At 70.7% G+C, this 17,082-nt stretch carries 27 protein-coding genes; 7 read left to right on the top strand and 20 right to left on the bottom strand.

From position 1 onward, the window contains the following. Positions 1 to 46: 46 nt before the first annotated feature. The 3 genes from ACF08F_RS34645 to ACF08F_RS34635 are packed head-to-tail and all read right to left on the bottom strand — an operon-like array spanning position 47 to position 805. Complete coding sequence (locus ACF08F_RS34645; RefSeq protein ID WP_392302512.1) at positions 47 to 370, bottom strand: hypothetical protein; 324 nt, start codon at positions 368 to 370, stop codon at positions 47 to 49. A 23-nt stretch (positions 371 to 393) separates the two neighbouring features. Next, the gene (locus ACF08F_RS34640; protein WP_392302511.1) at positions 394 to 645 is read right to left on the bottom strand and encodes a hypothetical protein; all 252 of its coding nucleotides are present in this window, start codon (positions 643 to 645) and stop codon (positions 394 to 396) included. Between the two features lie 4 nt (positions 646 to 649). Further along, entirely contained in the window at positions 650 to 805 is a 156-nt protein-coding gene (locus ACF08F_RS34635) for a hypothetical protein (RefSeq protein ID WP_392302510.1), read from the bottom strand. 176 nt (positions 806 to 981) lie between these two features. Between ACF08F_RS34635 and ACF08F_RS34630 the strand changes: the two genes are divergently transcribed. After that, positions 982 to 1,353 carry a hypothetical protein gene (locus ACF08F_RS34630; RefSeq protein ID WP_392302509.1) on the top strand — a complete coding sequence of 124 codons (372 nt, stop codon included), beginning with the start codon at positions 982 to 984 and terminating at the stop codon, positions 1,351 to 1,353. Positions 1,354 to 1,588: 235 nt separating this feature from the next. Here the strand turns inward: ACF08F_RS34630 and ACF08F_RS34625 are convergent, their stop codons facing one another. Both ACF08F_RS34625 and ACF08F_RS34620 read right to left on the bottom strand, forming a co-directional pair. Next, a complete protein-coding gene (locus ACF08F_RS34625) occupies positions 1,589 to 3,202 on the bottom strand; it encodes a terminase large subunit domain-containing protein (protein WP_392302508.1) in 1,614 nt (537 codons plus the stop codon). Continuing rightward, positions 3,186 to 3,752 carry a hypothetical protein gene (locus ACF08F_RS34620; RefSeq protein WP_392302507.1) on the bottom strand — a complete coding sequence of 189 codons (567 nt, stop codon included), beginning with the start codon at positions 3,750 to 3,752 and terminating at the stop codon, positions 3,186 to 3,188. Before ACF08F_RS34620 ends, ACF08F_RS34625 begins: the two co-directional genes overlap by 17 nt. 116 nt (positions 3,753 to 3,868) lie before the next feature. Here ACF08F_RS34620 and ACF08F_RS34615 point away from each other — a divergent pair, with 116 nt between their 5' ends. Then, complete coding sequence (locus ACF08F_RS34615; protein WP_392302506.1) at positions 3,869 to 4,579, top strand: hypothetical protein; 711 nt, start codon at positions 3,869 to 3,871, stop codon at positions 4,577 to 4,579. 206 nt (positions 4,580 to 4,785) lie between these two features. Here ACF08F_RS34615 and ACF08F_RS34610 read toward each other — a convergent pair whose 3' ends face one another. The 3 genes from ACF08F_RS34610 to ACF08F_RS34600 all read right to left on the bottom strand — a co-directional run bounded on the left by ACF08F_RS34610 (position 4,786) and on the right by ACF08F_RS34600 (position 8,173). Further along, positions 4,786 to 7,152 carry a type IV secretory system conjugative DNA transfer family protein gene (locus tag ACF08F_RS34610; protein WP_392302505.1) on the bottom strand — a complete coding sequence of 789 codons (2,367 nt, stop codon included), beginning with the start codon at positions 7,150 to 7,152 and terminating at the stop codon, positions 4,786 to 4,788. Positions 7,153 to 7,290: 138 nt separating this feature from the next. Further along, positions 7,291 to 7,668, bottom strand: a complete 378-nt coding sequence (locus tag ACF08F_RS34605; RefSeq protein ID WP_392302504.1) for a hypothetical protein — start codon at positions 7,666 to 7,668, stop codon at positions 7,291 to 7,293. Positions 7,669 to 7,672: 4 nt separating this feature from the next. Beyond that, positions 7,673 to 8,173, bottom strand: a complete 501-nt coding sequence (locus ACF08F_RS34600; protein ID WP_392302503.1) for a hypothetical protein — start codon at positions 8,171 to 8,173, stop codon at positions 7,673 to 7,675. 403 nt (positions 8,174 to 8,576) lie between these two features. Between ACF08F_RS34600 and ACF08F_RS34595 the strand changes: the two genes are divergently transcribed. Together ACF08F_RS34595 and ACF08F_RS34590 are read left to right on the top strand one after the other, a co-directional pair. After that, a complete protein-coding gene (locus tag ACF08F_RS34595; RefSeq protein ID WP_392302502.1) occupies positions 8,577 to 8,846 on the top strand; it encodes a hypothetical protein in 270 nt (89 codons plus the stop codon). Between the two features lie 12 nt (positions 8,847 to 8,858). After that, positions 8,859 to 9,800: a hypothetical protein gene (locus ACF08F_RS34590; protein ID WP_392302501.1), complete on the top strand. Its 942-nt coding sequence runs from the start codon at positions 8,859 to 8,861 to the stop codon at positions 9,798 to 9,800. On the opposite strand, the gene ACF08F_RS34585 is transcribed toward ACF08F_RS34590, so the two are convergent. The 12 genes from ACF08F_RS34585 to ACF08F_RS34530 form a co-directional block, all read right to left on the bottom strand. Further along, the gene (locus tag ACF08F_RS34585; protein ID WP_392302500.1) at positions 9,801 to 10,484 is read right to left on the bottom strand and encodes a hypothetical protein; all 684 of its coding nucleotides are present in this window, start codon (positions 10,482 to 10,484) and stop codon (positions 9,801 to 9,803) included. Positions 10,485 to 10,487: 3 nt separating this feature from the next. Next, positions 10,488 to 10,997 (bottom strand): hypothetical protein, encoded by a 510-nt coding sequence (locus ACF08F_RS34580; RefSeq protein ID WP_392302499.1) that lies wholly within the window; start codon positions 10,995 to 10,997, stop codon positions 10,488 to 10,490. Continuing rightward, positions 10,997 to 11,233: a hypothetical protein gene (locus ACF08F_RS34575; RefSeq protein WP_392302498.1), complete on the bottom strand. Its 237-nt coding sequence runs from the start codon at positions 11,231 to 11,233 to the stop codon at positions 10,997 to 10,999. Before ACF08F_RS34575 ends, ACF08F_RS34580 begins: the two co-directional genes overlap by 1 nt. Further along, positions 11,230 to 12,423, bottom strand: a complete 1,194-nt coding sequence (locus tag ACF08F_RS34570; protein ID WP_392302497.1) for a hypothetical protein — start codon at positions 12,421 to 12,423, stop codon at positions 11,230 to 11,232. The genes ACF08F_RS34575 and ACF08F_RS34570 overlap by 4 nt, the downstream gene beginning before the upstream one ends. A gap of 40 nt (positions 12,424 to 12,463) precedes the next feature. Beyond that, entirely contained in the window at positions 12,464 to 12,652 is a 189-nt protein-coding gene (locus ACF08F_RS34565; RefSeq protein ID WP_392302496.1) for a hypothetical protein, read from the bottom strand. Next, positions 12,649 to 12,879 (bottom strand): hypothetical protein, encoded by a 231-nt coding sequence (locus tag ACF08F_RS34560; protein ID WP_392302495.1) that lies wholly within the window; start codon positions 12,877 to 12,879, stop codon positions 12,649 to 12,651. Before ACF08F_RS34560 ends, ACF08F_RS34565 begins: the two co-directional genes overlap by 4 nt. A gap of 43 nt (positions 12,880 to 12,922) precedes the next feature. Next, entirely contained in the window at positions 12,923 to 13,162 is a 240-nt protein-coding gene (locus ACF08F_RS34555) for a hypothetical protein (protein WP_392302494.1), read from the bottom strand. 75 nt (positions 13,163 to 13,237) lie between these two features. Further along, positions 13,238 to 13,429: a hypothetical protein gene (locus ACF08F_RS34550; RefSeq protein ID WP_392302493.1), complete on the bottom strand. Its 192-nt coding sequence runs from the start codon at positions 13,427 to 13,429 to the stop codon at positions 13,238 to 13,240. 72 nt (positions 13,430 to 13,501) lie between these two features. Next, the gene (locus ACF08F_RS34545; RefSeq protein ID WP_392302492.1) at positions 13,502 to 13,684 is read right to left on the bottom strand and encodes a hypothetical protein; all 183 of its coding nucleotides are present in this window, start codon (positions 13,682 to 13,684) and stop codon (positions 13,502 to 13,504) included. A gap of 67 nt (positions 13,685 to 13,751) precedes the next feature. Continuing rightward, a complete protein-coding gene (locus ACF08F_RS34540) occupies positions 13,752 to 14,171 on the bottom strand; it encodes a hypothetical protein (RefSeq protein WP_392302491.1) in 420 nt (139 codons plus the stop codon). Next, positions 14,168 to 14,377 (bottom strand): hypothetical protein, encoded by a 210-nt coding sequence (locus ACF08F_RS34535; RefSeq protein WP_392302490.1) that lies wholly within the window; start codon positions 14,375 to 14,377, stop codon positions 14,168 to 14,170. Before ACF08F_RS34535 ends, ACF08F_RS34540 begins: the two co-directional genes overlap by 4 nt. Further along, a complete protein-coding gene (locus tag ACF08F_RS34530; RefSeq protein ID WP_392302489.1) occupies positions 14,377 to 14,697 on the bottom strand; it encodes a hypothetical protein in 321 nt (106 codons plus the stop codon). Before ACF08F_RS34530 ends, ACF08F_RS34535 begins: the two co-directional genes overlap by 1 nt. 180 nt (positions 14,698 to 14,877) lie before the next feature. Here ACF08F_RS34530 and ACF08F_RS34525 point away from each other — a divergent pair, with 180 nt between their 5' ends. From ACF08F_RS34525 to ACF08F_RS34515, 3 genes are all read left to right on the top strand, one after another. Beyond that, positions 14,878 to 15,177 carry a hypothetical protein gene (locus ACF08F_RS34525; protein ID WP_392302488.1) on the top strand — a complete coding sequence of 100 codons (300 nt, stop codon included), beginning with the start codon at positions 14,878 to 14,880 and terminating at the stop codon, positions 15,175 to 15,177. Positions 15,178 to 15,373: 196 nt separating this feature from the next. Beyond that, positions 15,374 to 16,579: a helix-turn-helix domain-containing protein gene (locus ACF08F_RS34520; RefSeq protein ID WP_392302487.1), complete on the top strand. Its 1,206-nt coding sequence runs from the start codon at positions 15,374 to 15,376 to the stop codon at positions 16,577 to 16,579. 206 nt (positions 16,580 to 16,785) lie between these two features. Further along, positions 16,786 to 17,061 carry a hypothetical protein gene (locus ACF08F_RS34515; protein WP_392302486.1) on the top strand — a complete coding sequence of 92 codons (276 nt, stop codon included), beginning with the start codon at positions 16,786 to 16,788 and terminating at the stop codon, positions 17,059 to 17,061. Positions 17,062 to 17,082: the final 21 nt, after the last annotated feature.

Below are 17,082 nucleotides of genomic sequence, written 5' to 3'. Positions count from 1 at the left end.
GCTCCCAGGCTATCCAGACCCGGCCCGTGATCGCACGCCCCTGTGGCTACCCGGTGACGCGGACGCGGAGCTCGTACCGGGCGCCGGTGCTGATCGCTTCGGCCTGCTCGGCGAGGTCGGCGCCGGTGAAGCCGAGGAGCGCCTTGTCGGCGGCCGCGCGGAGCAGCGGCTCGATCTCGGCGACGGGCCGGCCGCGGCGTGTGGCGGCGAGGTCGGCGAAGGCCTCCTGGTAGGAGACGTTCGTGCTCGCCGGGTCGTGGAGCAGGTGGTCGATGCGCTGCGCGCTGACGGTGATCTCGCCCATGACGGGCTCCCAGAGCCTGGGGCCCGGCCGTTCCAGGCCCTCGTTCATGACGGTACGGGCGGGCACTGACAATCCGGGCGGTGGCGGGGTCAGCCTCCGTCGACGTGGTCGTACAGGATGACGGGCGTGTCGTCGGTCGGCGGCGCGTACCGCGGTGTCCGGTCGGGCTCGCTCTTCTCGAGAAGCTCCGCGTCCGACAGGGCGAGCGTGGCGGCGGCCTGCTGGTCGGTCATTCGGGCGACGCGGCGGGCCAGGAAGGCCTCGTCCGCTTCCCGGTATCGGGGTACGGCCTGGAGCCTGGCGAGGAGCTGCTGGCGGGCGGGGTCGAGGTCGTGGGCCACCGCGTTACTCGCCGGGCTTCACCGGGACGATCCGCACGTCGGTAACGCCGTCCTCCTGTTCCAGGCGGGCCTTGCGGCTTTCGGCGCTCGGCTGGTCGTAGGAGACGCCGGACCGCTTCTCCCGGCCGTCCTGGACCCACGTCACCCGGTAGTTCTGCACAGGTCGCTCTCTCTCGTCGTCTGGGGCCCGGCGGCAGCATCGGCTTGGGTGCCGCCGGGTTCCGTCAGGGTGCCATGGGGGTCTGACAGGGGCGCGCGCCAGCTGTAGACGCCTCTACAGCTGATCTGTAGAGTGGTCTACATCGAGAGGTGATCGCCACCTCGGAGGGGACCGCTATGCAGCGCTACGAACTCGACGCCTGGCTCGGAGACGACCACGGCCTCACCGAAGAGCAGCTCAGCGACCTCCTCTGGCAGGCCGACGAGATCGAACTCGCCTACCCGGACCCCGACGACGAAGACGAGCGCACCGCCGCGCTCACCGTCGCCTACCGCATCATCAGCGGCGAGGAAGGCGTGGTTGAAGAACTGGCCCGCGCCCGCGCCCAGGCCAAGGCCGCTGAAATCCGCGCGCTGGCCGGACTGAAGCGCGCCGCGATCATCCAGGTCTCCGGCATCGGAACCGAGTCCGAGGCCGGATTCGCGCGACGGGCGAACGTCGACCGCATGGCCGTCCGCAGCTGGCTCGGGAAGCGCGGGAAGCACTGACCCTCCCCGAGGGTTCTGTGCGCGCCTGTGGCCTCCCGTGGGGAGCCGGGAGGCGGGCGCGGCCCTGCCCGCTGTCGGCTCGCGGAAGGTGCCGACGAAGCGGCCCGCTCGGGCAGGGCCGACGGGCGACCCGCGGGGGTGAGGGCGGGGCGCCGCATGCCGTCCACCCTGCCACCGGGCCGTACAGGTACGCCAGAGGCGTGCACGAAACGGCCTCCGGCATATGCGGCCCGGTTCAGCGGCGTCCTGCGAGCCGCTGGTCGCTGTACGAGCCGCTGCTCGTCGCCGCGGCGGCCGGGTCGGCGAGCTCGGTGAGCGCGTGCACGAGTGCGTCCATCCGGTCAGGGGAGTCCATGCCCGGGATCCACGTGACGAGCTGCCCCTCCAACCGGGGGTGCTCCCCGACGTGGTGGACGAGGCCCTGGGCGTAGAGCTGCGCGATCGGCTCCGCCCGCAGCCGCTTCGACTGCTTGGCGCGCACCGGGATGATCGCGGGCATCAGCCGGCCCTTCGTCTCCCCGTCGCGGACGAGGTCCGCCCACGCCTGCCGGATGATCTGCTCCATCTGGTCCCCGCCGAAGTTGTCCTCGACGACGATCGCGTCGGCGTCGACCTCGAGGGCGAGCCGGCCGACTTCATGGCCGCGGGTATCGGCGCCCATACGGTCGGAGCGGTCGGAGACTACGTAGTAGTGCCCGTCGCTCGTGCGTCCGGTCGCTACAAGGCCGGTCTCGTCGTTCTTCTCGTCTCCGCCGCCCGCAGTGTCGACGGCAACGACGACGCGCGATAGGTCGACGCCTCGGAAGGCGACCGGGTTGGTGCGGTTGTCCATGATCCACGGCCACTTCCACACACCTCCCTCGAGCGGGCGGGGCTTCTGTTGGTAGAGGCTCCACCAGACGCGTTCGCCGACTGCGCGGCGGATGGCCTCGAGCGCGCGGCGTCCGTACCGCTTGGGCCACAGTGCGGCGCCGATCGGCCGGCCGAGGGGGTCGTCGTCGGAGTCGCAGATCGCGGGGAGGTCGAGCTTGATCCAGTCGGAGGTGTCCTGGCCTTCGAGGATCCGGCCGGCGAGGTCCTGCTCGTGCCACCTCGTCTGGATGACGATGATGGACCCGGCGGGTTCCATGCGGGTGTTGAGGACGGCGGTCCACCAGTCCCACAGGCGGCGGCGCATGGTGGGGGACTCTGCGTCGGCGGCGTCTTTGATCGGGTCATCGACCAGAGCGACGTGGGCGCCCTTGCCAGTAAGGCCGCCGCCGACGCCTGCGGCGACGAGTCCTCCCTCGAGTCGGTCGCCCGTGACGGGGTCGGCGAGGTCGAAGCGGCCGGCGGCCTTGGAGCCGGCGTGGAGTGCGATGCCCAGTTGTGGGCCGTAGGTGTTGATGGCGTCGCGGATCCACCGGGAGTGCTCCTCGGCAAGGTCCGCGCCGTATGACGCGATCATGATGCGGTGGTCGGGGTGCCGGGCCAGGTACCAGAGCGGTGCCCACCGTGCGGCGCGCCGGGACTTCCCATGGCGAGGAGGCATCGTGATCAGGGCCTTGATGCGCTCCCCGCGCGCGATCCGCTTGAACAGGCCGTCGATCAGGTCGAGGTGGGGCGCCTGCATCTCACGGCCGTCGGTGAGGATCGCCGCCATCGACCCCGGGGCGCGCTCCAGCGCCATCGTGCGTTCGACGGTGGCGAGGACGGCCCGGACTTCGGGGCTGGCGCGGCGGGCAACTCGGCGGCGTTCGGCGCGGCCCAGGCGCCGGTAGGCGGCTGTCAGTCGGGTGAGCTGCTCGGCCTCAGAGACGACCTCGACGCCGCCTTCGGTGTCGAGGTCGAGGTCAGGCTGCGTCGCCATCCTCGTCCTCGTCCTCGTCCTCGGGGTCGTACGTGCCGGCGAGATCGGTGTCGTCTTCGTCCTCGGGGTCGGGCTCGCCAGCTGCGGAGATGAGGGTCTGGAGTTCGGTCAGGCCGACGGTGTTGAGGCGGACCGCGCCGCCACCAGGTCCGGAAACCTCAAGTGCGGCGGGCATCTCGAGGCCGAACAGCTTGGCGCGCAGGGCGATGATCTGGCGGACTTCGCCGACGGCGCGGGTGTCGACGCCCTTGCCGACGTACTGGCCTTCCTTGCCGTAGATGGGGCGTTCCTCGGTGGCTTGGGGCCAGAGGGCGGCGAGCATGGCGTCGAGGCGTTCGCCTTCCTGCTGCCGGTACACCGACACCTCGGCTGCCTCGTCGTCGCGGTTCGTCTCCAGGGCGCGGATGAGGTCCTTCGACGCGGCGCCGCGGGAGGCGTAGCCGAGGCCGAGGATGCGGGGGTCGTCGAAGGGCACGCCCTGGCGGCGGAGGCGGACGAGCTGGGCGCGGCGGTCGGCGGTTTCTGCCTGTTGGGCCTTGGAGGCTGGCACGGTGGGGCTCCCGTGTGTGGTTGTTGGGGCCCCGCGCCCTACTGGTGATGATCCCCGATCAGGGCGTTTGTGATGCCCCGGGCGGGTTGCGGTGGCATTCTGCGCGGATGAGACACATGCGCAAGGTGGGTGCCGCGGTGGCCGGGTTCGCCGTGCTGGCATTGCTGGGAACGGGGTGCGGCGGCAGCGGCGGTGATGGGGCGTCGGAGGAGCCGGCTGCGGTGAGCGAGGTGCCTTCGGAGATGGTCGAGGAGACGCCGAGCGAGGATCCGTTCGCGACGGAGACTGAGGAACCGCCGGTCACGGAGGAGCCGACGAAGTCCGGGCCGGCCAGTGAGATCGATGCCATGGCGGCGACGAAGGGCTGGACTCCGGTCGGGTACGCCACGGCGTCGGAGTTCGTTCAGGACATGTGCGATTCGCTGCCGGTGAGCGCGATCGATGGGGCGTCGCGGCCGCAGTGGCTTGCCGAGGGCGGCTACATGGAGGGCGATGGCGCGGCGATCCTGCAGTACGGGGTGCCGAAGATGTGCCCGAAGTGGACGTCCGCGGTGAAGCAGGCGGTGTCGGGGAAGTTCGACCGCTGGTACGGGAACGGCACGTACGTGGTGTCGTCGGAGCCGGTGGAGGGCGAGGAGACGATCCCGCCGGGCACGTATCAGGCGACGGGGAAGATGGACGACTGCTACTGGGAGCGGACCAGTGAGTCGGGGGAGATCATCGACAACACGTTCGCGACGAGCGCCCGGAAGATCACGGTGACGATCCGGTCTTCCGATGGGCAGTTCACGTCCGAGGGCTGCGAGGTGTGGAAGCCGGTGAAGTAGCGCGGCGGGTCGGGGTATGGGTCGGCCCCGCCAGACGAGCGTCTGGCAGGGCCGGGGTGGATGAGGAGCGGACTCCGAGAGCGCGGGGACACTTCGAAACGAGGAACTTCTGCATCCGGGATTCATGGTGGCAGTCCGGACGCGGTTTGTCTGAGGTGCTATCCCCCGGTGGCCGGGGGCCGGTTCGTGGGCGCAATGTCGGGTGTTCAGTCGCTTGAGTCGCTGGTCTCGTCCGCGCTGTCGTCCGCGGCCGGGGCCGGGGCCGGGCCGTGGCCGTACATGCCGCGGACCTCTTCGCCGCCGCCGTCGAGCTGCCGGTGGATCTTCCCGGCCTTGACCAGGGCGGAGAGCCGGTTGTTCAGGGTCTGCTCCTTCACGCCGGCGAGCGCCCCGATCTGGTCGCGGTGGAGGTAGACGACGTCGAGGCCGGCGGGGTCGGCGACCTGGGCCAGCGCGGCGAGGATCTTCTCGTCGGCGGTCTCCGGCTTCTTCGGCGCGGCGACGAGGGACGGCGGCATGGATCCCAGGGTGCCGAGGCCGCTGTCGTCGAGGTCGAACTCCTTCCCGTCGTCGATGACGGGGGTGGCGGCGATCTCGTCGCGGCGGTCCCAGTCCGGCCAGTCGGCGGGGTAGGCGATGGCGTTGGTGTCGATGTAGGGGGTGGCGTCCTCGAGGAGCCAGTTCCGCATCATCTCGGGGTGCGCGCCAGGGCTGGCAGCGAAGCCGAGGCCGAAGGTACGGGACGGGTGGTTCTCGGGGAGGTTCGGGTCGAAGATCAGGGCGCGGTCTTCGGTCCAGGCAGCGGGGATGTCGGCGGGGTTGCAGCCGGCGAAGTTCTCGGGCAGGTCGATCAGGTGTTTCTGCTGGGAGTCGGAGCGCAGCAGGATCAGGGAGCCGCCGTAGAAGACGTTGTCGCGGATCGCGGCGTCACCGCCGAGCTGGGCAAGCTGCATCAGCTGGTTGGCGATGGTGAGAGGCATACCGAGGGACCGGGCCAGGGTGGCGCCTGCGTTGATGATGAAGGTGGCTTCCTTGCGGTGTGGGGCGTTCTCGCCGAGGAGCTTGCTGGCCTCGTCGAGGATGAGCGTGGCCCATGGGCGGTCGGGGCCGGGCTGGAAGTTCTTCATGCCGAGGCGGGCGGACTCTGCGACGCGGTATTGGAGCAGGGCGTACCAGACGCGCAGCGCTCCCATGGCGGCGTCGGGCCCGAGGCCGGAGTAGGCGGCCATCTTGTCGATTGCGGGGTTGGAGGAGCCCTTGGGGTCGGCGTTGAAGATCGCGGATCCGTTGACGTGGTGGGCAAGGGCGATGAGCTGGAGGGTGCCGCCCTTGCCGGAGCCGGTGACGCCGGCGATCAGGGCGTGCTGGGCGCCGAGCTTGGGGTCGAAGAGCTGGATGCGGGCGGGGAAGCCGGAGATGCCGCGGCCGATGGTGACGTAGCCCTGCTCGTTGGCCTTCAGGACGTGGGTGCCGGGGAATTCGATGCCTTCCTGGAGAGGGTTGTGGTCCATCACGCGGATGACGGCTTCGCGGGGGTTTTGGCGCGGCTCGTAGGAGACGAGGAGGGGGGTGGTGCGCAGGGCTCCGGCGAGGGAGGCCCGGTCGGGGGAGGGCAGTTTGTCGAGGTTCTCGTCGGCGACGACGCGGGCGACCTGGCCGCCGGTGTTGGGGTCGTTCTGGATGTCCTCGAGGTGGGTGTGGGCGAGGACGCCGCCGCTACGGGCGACTCGCTTGGCCCAGGCGCCGGCGAGGGTGGTGAGGTCGAGGGCGGCGGGGGCGGTGCGGTGGACGGTGATGAGCTGCTCCCCAGCGTGTCCACCGGGCAGGAGGTCGACCCAGTCGGGGCGGACCTGGTAGACGCTGGAGACCTTCTCCTGGGTCACGTTGACGCTGGTGCCGATGGGCGCGGTGATGGTGCCGGACCAGGCGGTGTCGTCGAGGGCGGTCAGGGTGAGTTCCTGGAGCTTGTGGGGCCCGGTGTGCGGGTTGGAGATGTGCTGGGCCCACAGGTAGGTGATCTCTTCGGCGAGGGTGACCGGGACGCGGGCCTGCTGCGGCCCGTACGTGCCGGCTGCCGCGGGCTGGTGCGCGGTGTGGTGGGGCTTGCGGCGCAGGACGCGGCGGAGCTGGAACGGCACGAACGCGACGCCGGCCCACCAGCCGAGGGACAGGATCCCGGGGATCGACGGGAGGTCGAGGATGCCGCCGCCGAGGGCGTCGGCACCAGCGGGCCCGGCGAGCGCTCCGGCGGCGAGCGCCATGCCGGTGGTGAGGGTGGCCGCGAACAGCGGTACCCGGTGCGCGCGGACGATGTCGGCGCCGGGGATCTGGGCAAGGACGTGGTCGGGGAGGCGGTTCATGTAGTTGGCGCCGAGGAACCCAGCGATGCCGCCGTAGGCGACGGCGGTGAGCCAGGTGGCGCTGTCGGCGAGGAACGGGGTGCCAGCGACGGTGACGAGCGGGGCGATGGTGGTGGCGAGGGCGACGGTGCGTTCGGCGGCGGGCCGGGGCGCGGCGGCGGCCGGGGTGGTGGGCGTCGGTGTGGGGGTCTGGTTCGGGGTGGGCGTGGTCACGGAGGGCTCCAGGGGCGGCAGAGAGAAGGCAGCAGGAGGGGCGCGGGGGTGCGGGGTGCGGGGTGTCCGGGCCGGGAATGGGCGAGGGCCCAGAGGGAGACGCGGGCGCGCGGGGTGGCCCGGCCCCGCGCGGGGGAGCTACTCCTGGCGGAGGAACTCGCGGCTCACGCCGGTGATGTCGACCGGCGCCCGGCTGACCTGCTCCTTGATGCCCGCGTGGGTGGTGCGGGCCTGCTGGGCGGCGGCCGCGGCGACGCGGGCGGTGGTGTTCCCGGCAGCGGAGTAGGCCAGCACGGCCGTGCCGACACCACGCAGGGCCCTCGCCACCTCCTTCGCCTCGGCGATGGTGAACGGGTCGACGGCGAGGGCGCTGAGGACGTCGGCTTCCCGGGCGGTGTCGCCGGCCATCTGGTCCATGGCCTCGGCGTTGCTCCGGATGCGCTCGGCATCCTGGAGGAGGAGCTTCTCGAACGTGGTGATCGCCTTGAGGAGCTGGGTGTACGTCATGTCGGCCATGGGGTCAGTCCTTGTAGAAGTGGAGGTCGGCGGGCGCGGTCTCGTCGCTGTCGACGACGGCCTGGAACACGCCGCCGTAGCGGGTGGAGACGTTTGCGAGGAGCGCGCCGGTGGCGTCGGTGGCGCGGGCCGCGCGGGTGAGGGTCTCGACCGCGAGGGTGGCCTGTGCCTTGGCCTGCTCCTCCAGCCGGGCGAGGACGGCGCCGAGGTTGTTACCGCCCTTGACGGTCTTGGCCGCTTCGAGCAGGCGGGTCGCGTGGGCAGCGCGTTCCTCGGCGAACTGGGCCAGGGCGCGCATCCCGTCGGAGACCTTGCCGACGTCGCCGTGCCGGACGGTGAGACGCCGCTCGTAGTCCTTGAAGGTGCGCAGCTCACCGCGGGTGACGGAACCGGCGGTGGCTTCGGGGCCGAGGTGGACGTGGGAGGCGTCGACGCTGGTGACGGTGATGGGGGAGCGCGAGTCCGCGGGAGGTGTGGTCGGCTTCGGCGGGGCGGTCGGCGGCACGGGCTGGTCCTTCCGAGGAGCGGGAACGGGCGCAGGAGCAGGGGTGGGGGTGGTGCGGTTGTCGCGGGCCTGGTCGAGGAGCTGCTTCTCCTGCTCGCCGTCGCGGAGGGCGCGGTCCCAGCCGTCGCGGAGGCCGTCGCCGTAGGCGCGGGTGTGCGCGGCGATGACGCCGGCGCGGTGTCCGTCGCGGTACCCGGTCTCCCGGGACGACTTGGTCCGCAGCTGGCCGGGGGTCTTGCCCTCCTTGGGGCCAGCGCCGGGGGCGCCGTGGGGGGCCGGGGCCGGAGGGGTCTTCGGGTTGATGGGTGTGGTGGGTCCGGTCGGCTGGTTGTTGGACTTCGAGGTGGGGCCCTGGGGCTGGGGGTGCTTGAGCGGCTTGGCCGGGTCGTTGGTGTGGCCGGCCTTGAAGCTCCTGCCAGCGCTGCCGTTGGCGGGCGTGTCGGAAGCCTTCGGGGACGTGGAGCCCGGTGCCGTGGTCGGTCCCGGTGCCGGAGCGGGGGTGGGCGACGACGGCTTCGGCGTGGACGAGGTGCTACTCCCCGCGGTGGAGCCCTTGCCCGTTCCTGCGCTCGTGGTGGGGGTCGGCCCCTTGTGCGTGCCGGTGGAGCCCTGCGGCGTGAGGGCCTTGCTCGGGCCGGTGGTGGACGTCCCGCTGCCCTGGGTGGGCTTCTGAGGCTTGTTCGGTGTGCCCGCCGACGAGGTGTTGCCGGTCGGCGTGCTGCCGCCGCCAGCGGGCGCCTGGGGGCCCGCCGTGGGCTTCGGCGCCTTAGTGGCCGGGGCGGGGTTCGTCGCGGTCGTGCTCGAGCTCGCCGACTTGTGCTGCTTCGGCGCGGGCGCGGGGGCCGGGGCGTGCTGCGGCTTGCTCTGCTTCGGAGCAGGGGCAGGGGCCTTCGGGCCGGGCGCCGGTACCGGGGCCGGGGCCTTACGCGGCGCCGACGACGACGATGACGAGGCAGGGGACGAGGGAGCCTTCGGCGCCGGGCCCGGGCGAGGCGCCGGCGGCGACTTCGGGGCGGGCGCGGGCTTCGACGGCTTCGACCCAGCCCCCGACGCGGACGACCCGGACGGCTGCTTGGGCAGCTGGTTCACCGGCGCCTTCCGGGCCAGAGCCGCGTCGGCCGAGGCTTGCGCCTTCTTCACGTCCAGCCGCTTCAGCTTCGCATCAGCGCCTTTGCGCCAGCGCTCGGCACCCGCGAGAAGCCACGCCCGAATAACACTCGGCGGGGTCTTTCCAGCGCTGCTCCGGTTCTTTTCCGTCGCGGAATTCTGGGCGGTATTCGTGGTGTCGTCGACGGGGGTGTGGAACGCGGAGCTGCTCGCGGCCTGCGGGCCCGTGGGACCGTTCTGGGCGTCGGCGGGTGGCGTGCGGGCGGGGGTGACAGGGGTGAGCAGCGCACCCAGCAGGGAGGCCGAGGTCGGGTTCGCCGGGGTGCCAGACGTGCTTCCGGCGGGGCTGCCGGGGACGGGAAGGGGGGCAGGCGGCGTGCTCGCCGACATCTCGATCCTCACTCTCTGCGGGTACTTACGACTGACTTCCTCGCGACCGGAAGCCCGGAAAACCACTGCTCAAGGCCCCATACAGGCCGGTAGGGCGGGGTTTTCCGGGCGGGAAGTCGGAAGTAGGTAACTAGGCGTGGTTGGGGCGGGTGCCGCGGCGCGCGGCGACGACGAGGAACACGACGAGCGCGCCGCCGGCCAGGAGGAAGCCGTCGTTGATCTCACCGTCGGAGGCCTGCGGGCTGGCGGTCGTGGAGCCGACCGTCTTCATGTCCAGGCCCGAGGCAGGGCTCGTGTACTGCGCCTGGCAGTCGGCGACGATGTCCCCGAGCGAAGGCGCCCCGAGACCCTTCCCGATCAGGTTCCGGTTCGTATCCACACAGGAATCCACCGACACCTGCCGTGTTTCCTCGGAAGCCGCCCGTGAATTCCGGGTCGATTCGTTGACCCGGTTCAGCTCCTTCATTTCCTCAATGCGCAGGATCTGTGCGCGAAGTTCGAGTTCCTTCGCGCGGTTCTCGTTCTCGGCGACTGTGGTGGTGTGGGACTGGTAGCCGATCAGCGCGCCGCCCGCGAGGACGGCGGCGCCGACGCCGAGGGCGACCTTCCCGCGCTTCGTCAGACCGGGCTTGGCCTGCGTGAAGGTCGCCTGCGGGTGGGTGGGCGCGTGGGTGGGCGGCGGCCCATAGGGGTGGGGGTCGTACATGCCGGTGGAGGTGGCGTAGCCGTTGTGGTGGCGGGGCGCGGGGTCCTGGCCGAGGCCGCTCTCCTGCATCATCCGCGTGAACTCGGCGTCGTCTCGGGGGGCGTTCACGGGTCAGTCTCCGATCGTGTGGGCGTGCTCGGCGGCGCGGGTGAGAAGGGCTTTGACGTGCGGAAACGTGCGGCCGGGGAGGTCGTTCCAGGCGAAGAACAGCGTGTGAACCCCGGCCTGGGCGAGGACGGTGTGCATGTGGCCTACGGCCCGCTCGCGGTCGGCCGGGGTGACGTGCCCGGTGGTCATGAGCAGGCGCTGCGCCCCACGGACGCACATGCGGCCGGCGAGGTCGACGTCGAGGGACTTGCACCAGCCGTACCGCTCGAGGACCGAGATGGTGTGGAGCAGGTGCAGGGACGGGGGGAGCGGGGTCGGCGCCTGCCACATCCCGAGGCCGGCCATGAGTTGCTGGGCGGGCCGGGGGACGATCCGCTGCCCCCAGGTCGGGGGATCCGGGGGCGGGGGGATCTGGGGCGGGCGGGGGTTCCTCGGCGGCCGGAGCGGCGCGGGGGTGGTGGGCCGCGGCCGGGCGGGGGCGCGACGGGCAGGGGCGAGGGCCGTGGTGTCCATCAGTGCTCACCCCGTACCTGGCGGAGGAAGACGTGCTGGTCGTTGACCTGCTGGACGAGCGCGCCCTCGGCGATGGTGATGTCGAGGTTGATCGGGGCTGTCGCCTGGGCCTTCCAGCGGTCCGCGGGGTCGCCGGGGGAGAGCGTGAGCATGCGGGCCTCGATGAGCTTGCGGGCGGCGTCGAGGATGTTCAGGGCTTCCTGGACGGTGTTCGCGGTCCAGCGGTGCTCGGTCATTCCGTGTTCCCCTTCCGGGAATTCTCGAAAGCGGCGTGCATTTCGTTGTAGAGATCCCGGAGGGTCTGGTCGGACTCTCCGAATCCCCGGTCGCGCCATTCCTTGATGAAGGCCCGCTGGGAGGGCTGGCCGAGGTCGGCGTAGACGCGGAACGCGCGGGACTTCCGCTCGGCGTCGGTCGTGGCGGGGTTCGAACGCGGCTGCGGCTTGTCGTTGTGCGGCCCGGCTGCGTCTTCGGCGTGGCTGGGGGGTGCGGCTTCGAAAGCCGCGCTGGTCAGGAGCCCGACGCCAAACGGAGGAGCCGAGTCCAGTCCCGGGGTTCCGGTGTTCGACCGCACGCCCTGCATCAGGGCGGTGTCGAAGCGGTCGCCGCCGATCTGCATGCCCTTCTCGTAGGCGATCCGGTCGACGAGAGTGGCCTCCGCCATCTGCCGCTCGAATCCCTCCAGGCCGTGCAGCGCGGCCCGGCCGGACTTCACCAGAGCGCGCCGGTACATTCGGCCGGTCATGTGCCGGGGCTTTCCGAGGGAATTCAGGTTCACGAACTGGTCGGAGGCGTTGCTGCGGGAAATGGCGAGGGCGTCCGCGCCGCGCGATCCAATGCCCAGCTTCGACTCGAACCGGTTGAGTCGGTCGCGCCAGGCACGGGCGATGATGCTGTTGGACTTGATCTCAACCTTGCCCAGCTTGGCCTCAAGGCCGAGGAGCTTGTGGAGGCCGTAGGCGAGCATGACCGGGCCGACGATGCGGACGACCGCAGTGCCGATGTCCTCGTGCTCCTGGATGACAACCTCGATGGCGCCGATGGCCTGGGCCAGGACCAGGAGGTAGACGACGCGGGTCGCGCCCTTGTCCCTGAACGCCCAGGCGTAGAAGGACAGGCCGAGGACGATGGCCTCGAGGACGAGGCCGACCGTCATGTGCCAGGGCGAGTCCATGTGGAGGCGCTTCTCGGCGAAGCGGGCACTGGTGTTGGTGGACAGGGCCAGGCCGGCGACGATGACCAGGCCCATGCCGAGGAGACCGATGAGGCTGCGACGCTTCTCAGGGTCGCGGGGCTTGCGGTGGCTGGTGCGGGACCGGAGCTTGGGGCCGAGGTAGTAGCCGACGGCCAGGGCCACGAAGGCGAGCAGGACGGCCCATGCCCACACGGGCACCTGCTCGACCGCGTTCTGCATCTGGGAAAGCACGGGCGGAGTCCTTCCGGTTTGAGTGGGTGGAGCGGGAGGGTCAGGTACGGGTGTTGGTCTGCTCGGCCAGGCGGGCGTGAACGATGCGGTCGAGTTCGGTGGCTGCGGCGTGCGCGGCATTGAGGACCGGGTCTCCGCCGTGCTGGTCGGCGGCGGCCTTGTCGGCGGCGGTCGCGGCCACGATCTGCGCCATGGCGGCCTGGGCCTGGGTGTGGTCGTAGGTGCTCATGCGGCGGCCTGCCCGGCCTGGGGGAGAACCTCGCCGCCGCGGGTGGTGCCGCCGGCCAGCAGGTGTACGGAAGCGGCGGGCTGCAGGGCCGCGGCGTCGATCGCGGCGAGGTTCTCGTACGCCTCGAAGACGGCCGGCATCCACGTGGTCGGGTCGCCGTGCGCGGTGCTGAACTCGGTGGCGGTGGGAGGGAGCATGGCGATCAGGTCGGACGTGCGCGTGGCCATGGTGTGCTCCTTCGGGATGAGCTCTCAGGGACGGAACGCGGGGTCAGAGGGCGTTGGGTTCGAGGGCGAAGAACAGGACTGGCAGGTCCTTCTTGCCGAGGTCCGTGGCGACTCGCTGGAGGACCGCGTCGAAGACCTGCCTGCGGGTGACGCTGGCGGGGAAGGAGCCGGTGTCCTTCGCGGTGATCTCCTTGCCGTCGACGCGGACGGTGATGATCCACAGGTACTCGCGGGTCGTCGGATGGGCGGGCGCGGGTACCGGCGGGGTGATGTGGCTGCTCACGTGCTGCTCCTTCACGTCGAGGGGTGGGGGTCCGGCCCGTTGTCGGCTCCCGAGCCGAACCCCGCAGGGGGGTGGCTAGCGGATGTCGTAGACCAGGCCGTTGTCGGTGACGGTCAGCGCGGTCTTGCAGTCGCCGCACTGGAACGTCTGCCGGTCGCCGGTCATCGGCAGCGCGTCCATCTCGTTGTCCCAGCAGTCCGGGGTGAACCCGATGCCGAGGTCGTCGCCGATGGTGAGCTCGTAGCCGTCGATCGTCGGGGTGCTCATGGGACGGGCTCCTTCGAGGTGTGGAGGGGGAGGGGCCCGGCGGGTGGTGCCGGGCCCCAGGGGGTGGGGCGGCTAGCTGACGGCCTTGGCGGTGGCCGTGGCGTTGCGGGCCGCCTGGTGGTTCGCGATGGCGGCGAGGGCCAGGGCGACGACGGCGAAGGCGAAGATCGGCTCGTCCATGCGGATCAGGTAGCTGGCGATACCTCCGCCGAGGAGGGCGTAGTTCAGCTGGTTGAGGTCGACGGTGCTGGCCATGGAAGGCTCCTTGAGGTCTGCAAGTTGGGGCCTGGCCGAACGCCGGGCCCCAGGGGGTGGGGCGGGGTTAGACGCCGTCGATGAGGGCGGCGGCCTCGGTGGTGTGCTCGCCGGGGGCGAGCTCGGCCAAGTCGTACGCGAACCGCTCACCCAGCACCTGCACGGCCTTCGCCTTCTCCGCGTCGAGGTGGTCGAGGGCCGGGTTCTCGTCGGGGTTCGTCAGGCGCTGCACGAGGAGGCCGAGCGCGCCGAGGATCGTGGCGTCCGCGCCGGCGATCGTGGAGAGGATCGTCTGGGTCTGGTCGGCCGTGAGTCGGTCGAGGGCGAGGAGGCGGATCCCGTCCCGGATCATGTCGACACCGGCGTGGATGCTGGCGGTGTCTTCCAGCTGGCCGTCCAGCTCGTCACCCAGCGCCGGAACCGGCATGGTCCGGGAGGGGATCGGAGCTGCGTGGCCCGGGACGTGGGTCGAGGGGTAGTCGTTCACTGCTGCTCCTCGTCCCAGCCGTCGACCGTCTCGTCGTCGTCGGGGATGGTGCTGAGTACCAGGTCCGCGAACGCCTTCTCGGCGGCCTCCGGCACGACGGAGGTGCGGACCTCGTCGACCAGGTCCAGGGGGTGGATGGCGGCGAACATGTCCTCGATCGCCGCGACCAGCAACGGGTCCAGCTCGTCGTACTCCAGCGCCGCCATCACGCCGCCACCTTCAGCGCCGTGCCAGCCGGGACCGGGGCGAACTGCTGGCAGCTCACGCCGTCGCAGAGCCAGCTGTCGCAGAACAGACAGCGCTCGTTCGACGCGGCCGGGGTGGCGGGGACGAGGCGGAGCACCGGCTGCCGGACGAAACCCGGCGCCATCTCGGCCAGCGTCCGCCGCGCCGGGCGGACAACCGTGAGGTTGGTGGCACGGGCCCGGCGAAGGGCCTCGGAGTGAAAATCGGGGGTGGTGACCTTGTTGACGACGTCGCTGGGGTGCGTGGCACTCCCGAGCGTCCGTGTGCGACGATCCATCATGGAATCGGCCTCCTGGTAGTGCAGGCGGGCGGGTTCTACGTCCTTGCAGGTGCGACCAACACCGGCTTGGACACACGACCCCGGTTCCGGCGAAAGCTGGCGCCGGGGTCGTGCTGTTTTGCTGAGACGACGGTAGCGGACTTCCTTGTATGAATGCAAGGAAGTGTGGGAGGATTCCTCATGACCGACTCCCCGCAGGGAGCAGAGACCCCGAGAGAGAAGAAGGGAGAACCCGACTTGGTGTCCTTCGCCGACATGCCGGCCCGGCTTGAAGAGCGGGGCCTCAAGCGCATCAGTGCGCAGAGAATCAGGCAGCTGGCAGAGACGGATCCGGACTGGCCAGTCCCCATGGACAAGGCCGCCAAGGTGGGCCGCATCCGACTGTTCGACTGGCGTGACCTGGAGCCGTACTTCGTCAACCGGAAGTCCAGACAGGGACAGCGGACCGACCGCATGCACGGCACCGACGGGAAGGGCTAACGGGCAGTTCACGGAGGCGCTCCCCAGGGTGTAGTTGCTGATGCACCCATCGCACCACCGCTAACTCGCCTCGCTGCGCAGGCTGTTGTTGTCAGCAGTCGCCGGGATGATCTGACAACAGCTCAGCTCCCGGCATCACCGGCATAAGCCGCAACCGTCCCTGTCGACGAGACCAGAGAGGAGGAACACTCACCCCATGACCACGTTCTCGGAACGCCTCAGGCAGCTCCGTATGGAGGCTGGCTGGTCGCTCGCTGGCATTGCCCAGCACGTCCACTACGACCGAACCTCCCTCCACTCCTTCGAGACCGGCCGACGCCCCGCCCCCCTGGCGGTCGCCGAACGGGCCGACGAGGTGCTGCACGCCAACGGCGAGCTCGTCCGGCTCTGGCGCGAGGAGGACAACGAGCGCCGCGCGGCCGCCGCCGCTCACAGGACTCGCGCCGCAGCCCTGGCAATGTCCAGGGACCTGACCGCGCTCGCCGACCTGGACATTTCCCAGCTCCAGGAAGGCATCGAGTCGACAGCCTTCGACTACCTCGTCAACCCGCCGGCCCCGATGATGAACCGGGCCCATGCCCTACGCGGTGAGGCGTTCGAGCGACTGCGGTCCGGACACTTCCGGCCCGGCGACCGAGCCGACCTGTACGTGGCCGCAGGAAGGCTTTCGGGCGTCCTCGCGTACGCCCTGCTCGACCTGGGCGACGCCGACGAGGCCCATGCACATGCGACCGCGGCGGGTCGCTGTGCCGAGTTTGCTGGCGACTCCGAGCTTGCGGCATGGGTTGCAGGCACGAAGTCGCTCATCTCCCGCTTCCAGGGTGACTACGGCCGCGCGCTGGAGTACATCCAGGACGGGTACCAGTGGGTCGGCTCCGGGCGCGGCACGGGAGAGGCCCGGCTGCGGTGCGGTGAGGCCCAGTGCCTCGCCAACCTCGGCGACTCTCGGGCCGCGAACGCTGCGCTCGACGAGGCCGAAGCTGCACGCGAGCGGATCCGGCGCCCGGACTCTCTCGACGGGCTGTTCGGGTTCTCGAGGGCGAAGCAGTGCTACTACGCCGGCTCATCCCTCATCTGGCTCCAGGGAGGTCACGACGCCGAGCGCGCGGAGCGGGAGGCGACCACGGCAATCGAGCTGTGGCGCACCGGCCCTGCGGAACAGCGGTCACTGGACGATGAGCGCCTCGCGCACATCTACCTCGCGACGGCTCGTGTCCAGCTCGACGACGTTGAGGGTGCGGCCGACGCCATCCGGCCGATCCTCTCGTTGCCCGAGGAGGAGCAGATCTCATGGATCGTGAAGCGGGCCGAAAGGCTGGCGGGGATGCTGAGTGCGCCCCGGTATGCCGGGAATCGGACCGCTGCTGAGACCGTCGCCGCGATCAACGCGCTGGCCTCGTGAGAAGGAGAAGAACGTGATGGGCCCGTAGAAGCCCCAGAACGTCAATGACGGCCGACCGGCTTCCCAACCGGCCGACCGCCCTTATGGCCGCTGTCCTGCGAAGACTTCTGCGGCCACGTGAACCACCCCTTGCGAGAGAGGTTCGGCATGAACCATACGCTTGCGCTTCGCGCTGTGCGAAGTGCCCCGTGTCCGGGGGCGGCCCGATGAGCCCCCGCAACCCCGATATCGACGACGACCCGCGCCTGCCGCCCGCCGTGACGTTCACCTCCGGCGCCGAGCTGCTGGTCCGCCTGGGGATCGTCGAAAGCATCACCCGTGAGGGCGTCCGCCACATCGCGGCGTCCGACAAGTACGCGGACTCGTGGCCCTTCGGGCCGGACAAGCCGTACCCCTACGGGAAGGCCGGGAAGGCCGTCTTGATGGCCACCGAGCCGTTTTTGGAGTTCTTCCGCACGGTCTACAACCAGCCCGACGGCTGACATGCCGAAGGCCGGTGAGCT

The organism is Streptomyces sp. NPDC015130, from assembly GCF_043080005.1.
Classification (GTDB): Bacteria; Actinomycetota; Actinomycetes; order Streptomycetales; family Streptomycetaceae; genus Streptomyces.
The sequence above is the reverse complement of the archived record's forward strand: the minus strand, read 5'-3'. Positions and strand labels throughout refer to the sequence as shown.

Bases quoted from the DNA above. Each gene is read 5' to 3' on its own strand.
- ACF08F_RS34630 (WP_392302509.1), top strand. From the start codon at position 982: ATGCAGCGCTACGAACTCGACGCCTGGCTCGGAGACGACCACGGCCTC.
- ACF08F_RS34625 (WP_392302508.1), bottom strand. From the start codon at position 3,202: ATGGCGACGCAGCCTGACCTCGACCTCGACACCGAAGGCGGCGTCGAG.
- ACF08F_RS34615 (WP_392302506.1), top strand. From the start codon at position 3,869: ATGCGCAAGGTGGGTGCCGCGGTGGCCGGGTTCGCCGTGCTGGCATTG.
- ACF08F_RS34605 (WP_392302504.1), bottom strand. From the start codon at position 7,668: ATGGCCGACATGACGTACACCCAGCTCCTCAAGGCGATCACCACGTTC.
- ACF08F_RS34580 (WP_392302499.1), bottom strand. From the start codon at position 10,997: ATGGACACCACGGCCCTCGCCCCTGCCCGTCGCGCCCCCGCCCGGCCG.
- ACF08F_RS34575 (WP_392302498.1), bottom strand. From the start codon at position 11,233: ATGACCGAGCACCGCTGGACCGCGAACACCGTCCAGGAAGCCCTGAAC.
- ACF08F_RS34565 (WP_392302496.1), bottom strand. From the start codon at position 12,652: ATGAGCACCTACGACCACACCCAGGCCCAGGCCGCCATGGCGCAGATC.
- ACF08F_RS34560 (WP_392302495.1), bottom strand. From the start codon at position 12,879: ATGGCCACGCGCACGTCCGACCTGATCGCCATGCTCCCTCCCACCGCC.
- ACF08F_RS34550 (WP_392302493.1), bottom strand. From the start codon at position 13,429: ATGAGCACCCCGACGATCGACGGCTACGAGCTCACCATCGGCGACGAC.
- ACF08F_RS34545 (WP_392302492.1), bottom strand. From the start codon at position 13,684: ATGGCCAGCACCGTCGACCTCAACCAGCTGAACTACGCCCTCCTCGGC.
- ACF08F_RS34535 (WP_392302490.1), bottom strand. From the start codon at position 14,377: ATGGCGGCGCTGGAGTACGACGAGCTGGACCCGTTGCTGGTCGCGGCG.
- ACF08F_RS34530 (WP_392302489.1), bottom strand. From the start codon at position 14,697: ATGATGGATCGTCGCACACGGACGCTCGGGAGTGCCACGCACCCCAGC.
- ACF08F_RS34525 (WP_392302488.1), top strand. From the start codon at position 14,878: ATGACCGACTCCCCGCAGGGAGCAGAGACCCCGAGAGAGAAGAAGGGA.
- ACF08F_RS34520 (WP_392302487.1), top strand. From the start codon at position 15,374: ATGACCACGTTCTCGGAACGCCTCAGGCAGCTCCGTATGGAGGCTGGC.
- ACF08F_RS34515 (WP_392302486.1), top strand. From the start codon at position 16,786: ATGAGCCCCCGCAACCCCGATATCGACGACGACCCGCGCCTGCCGCCC.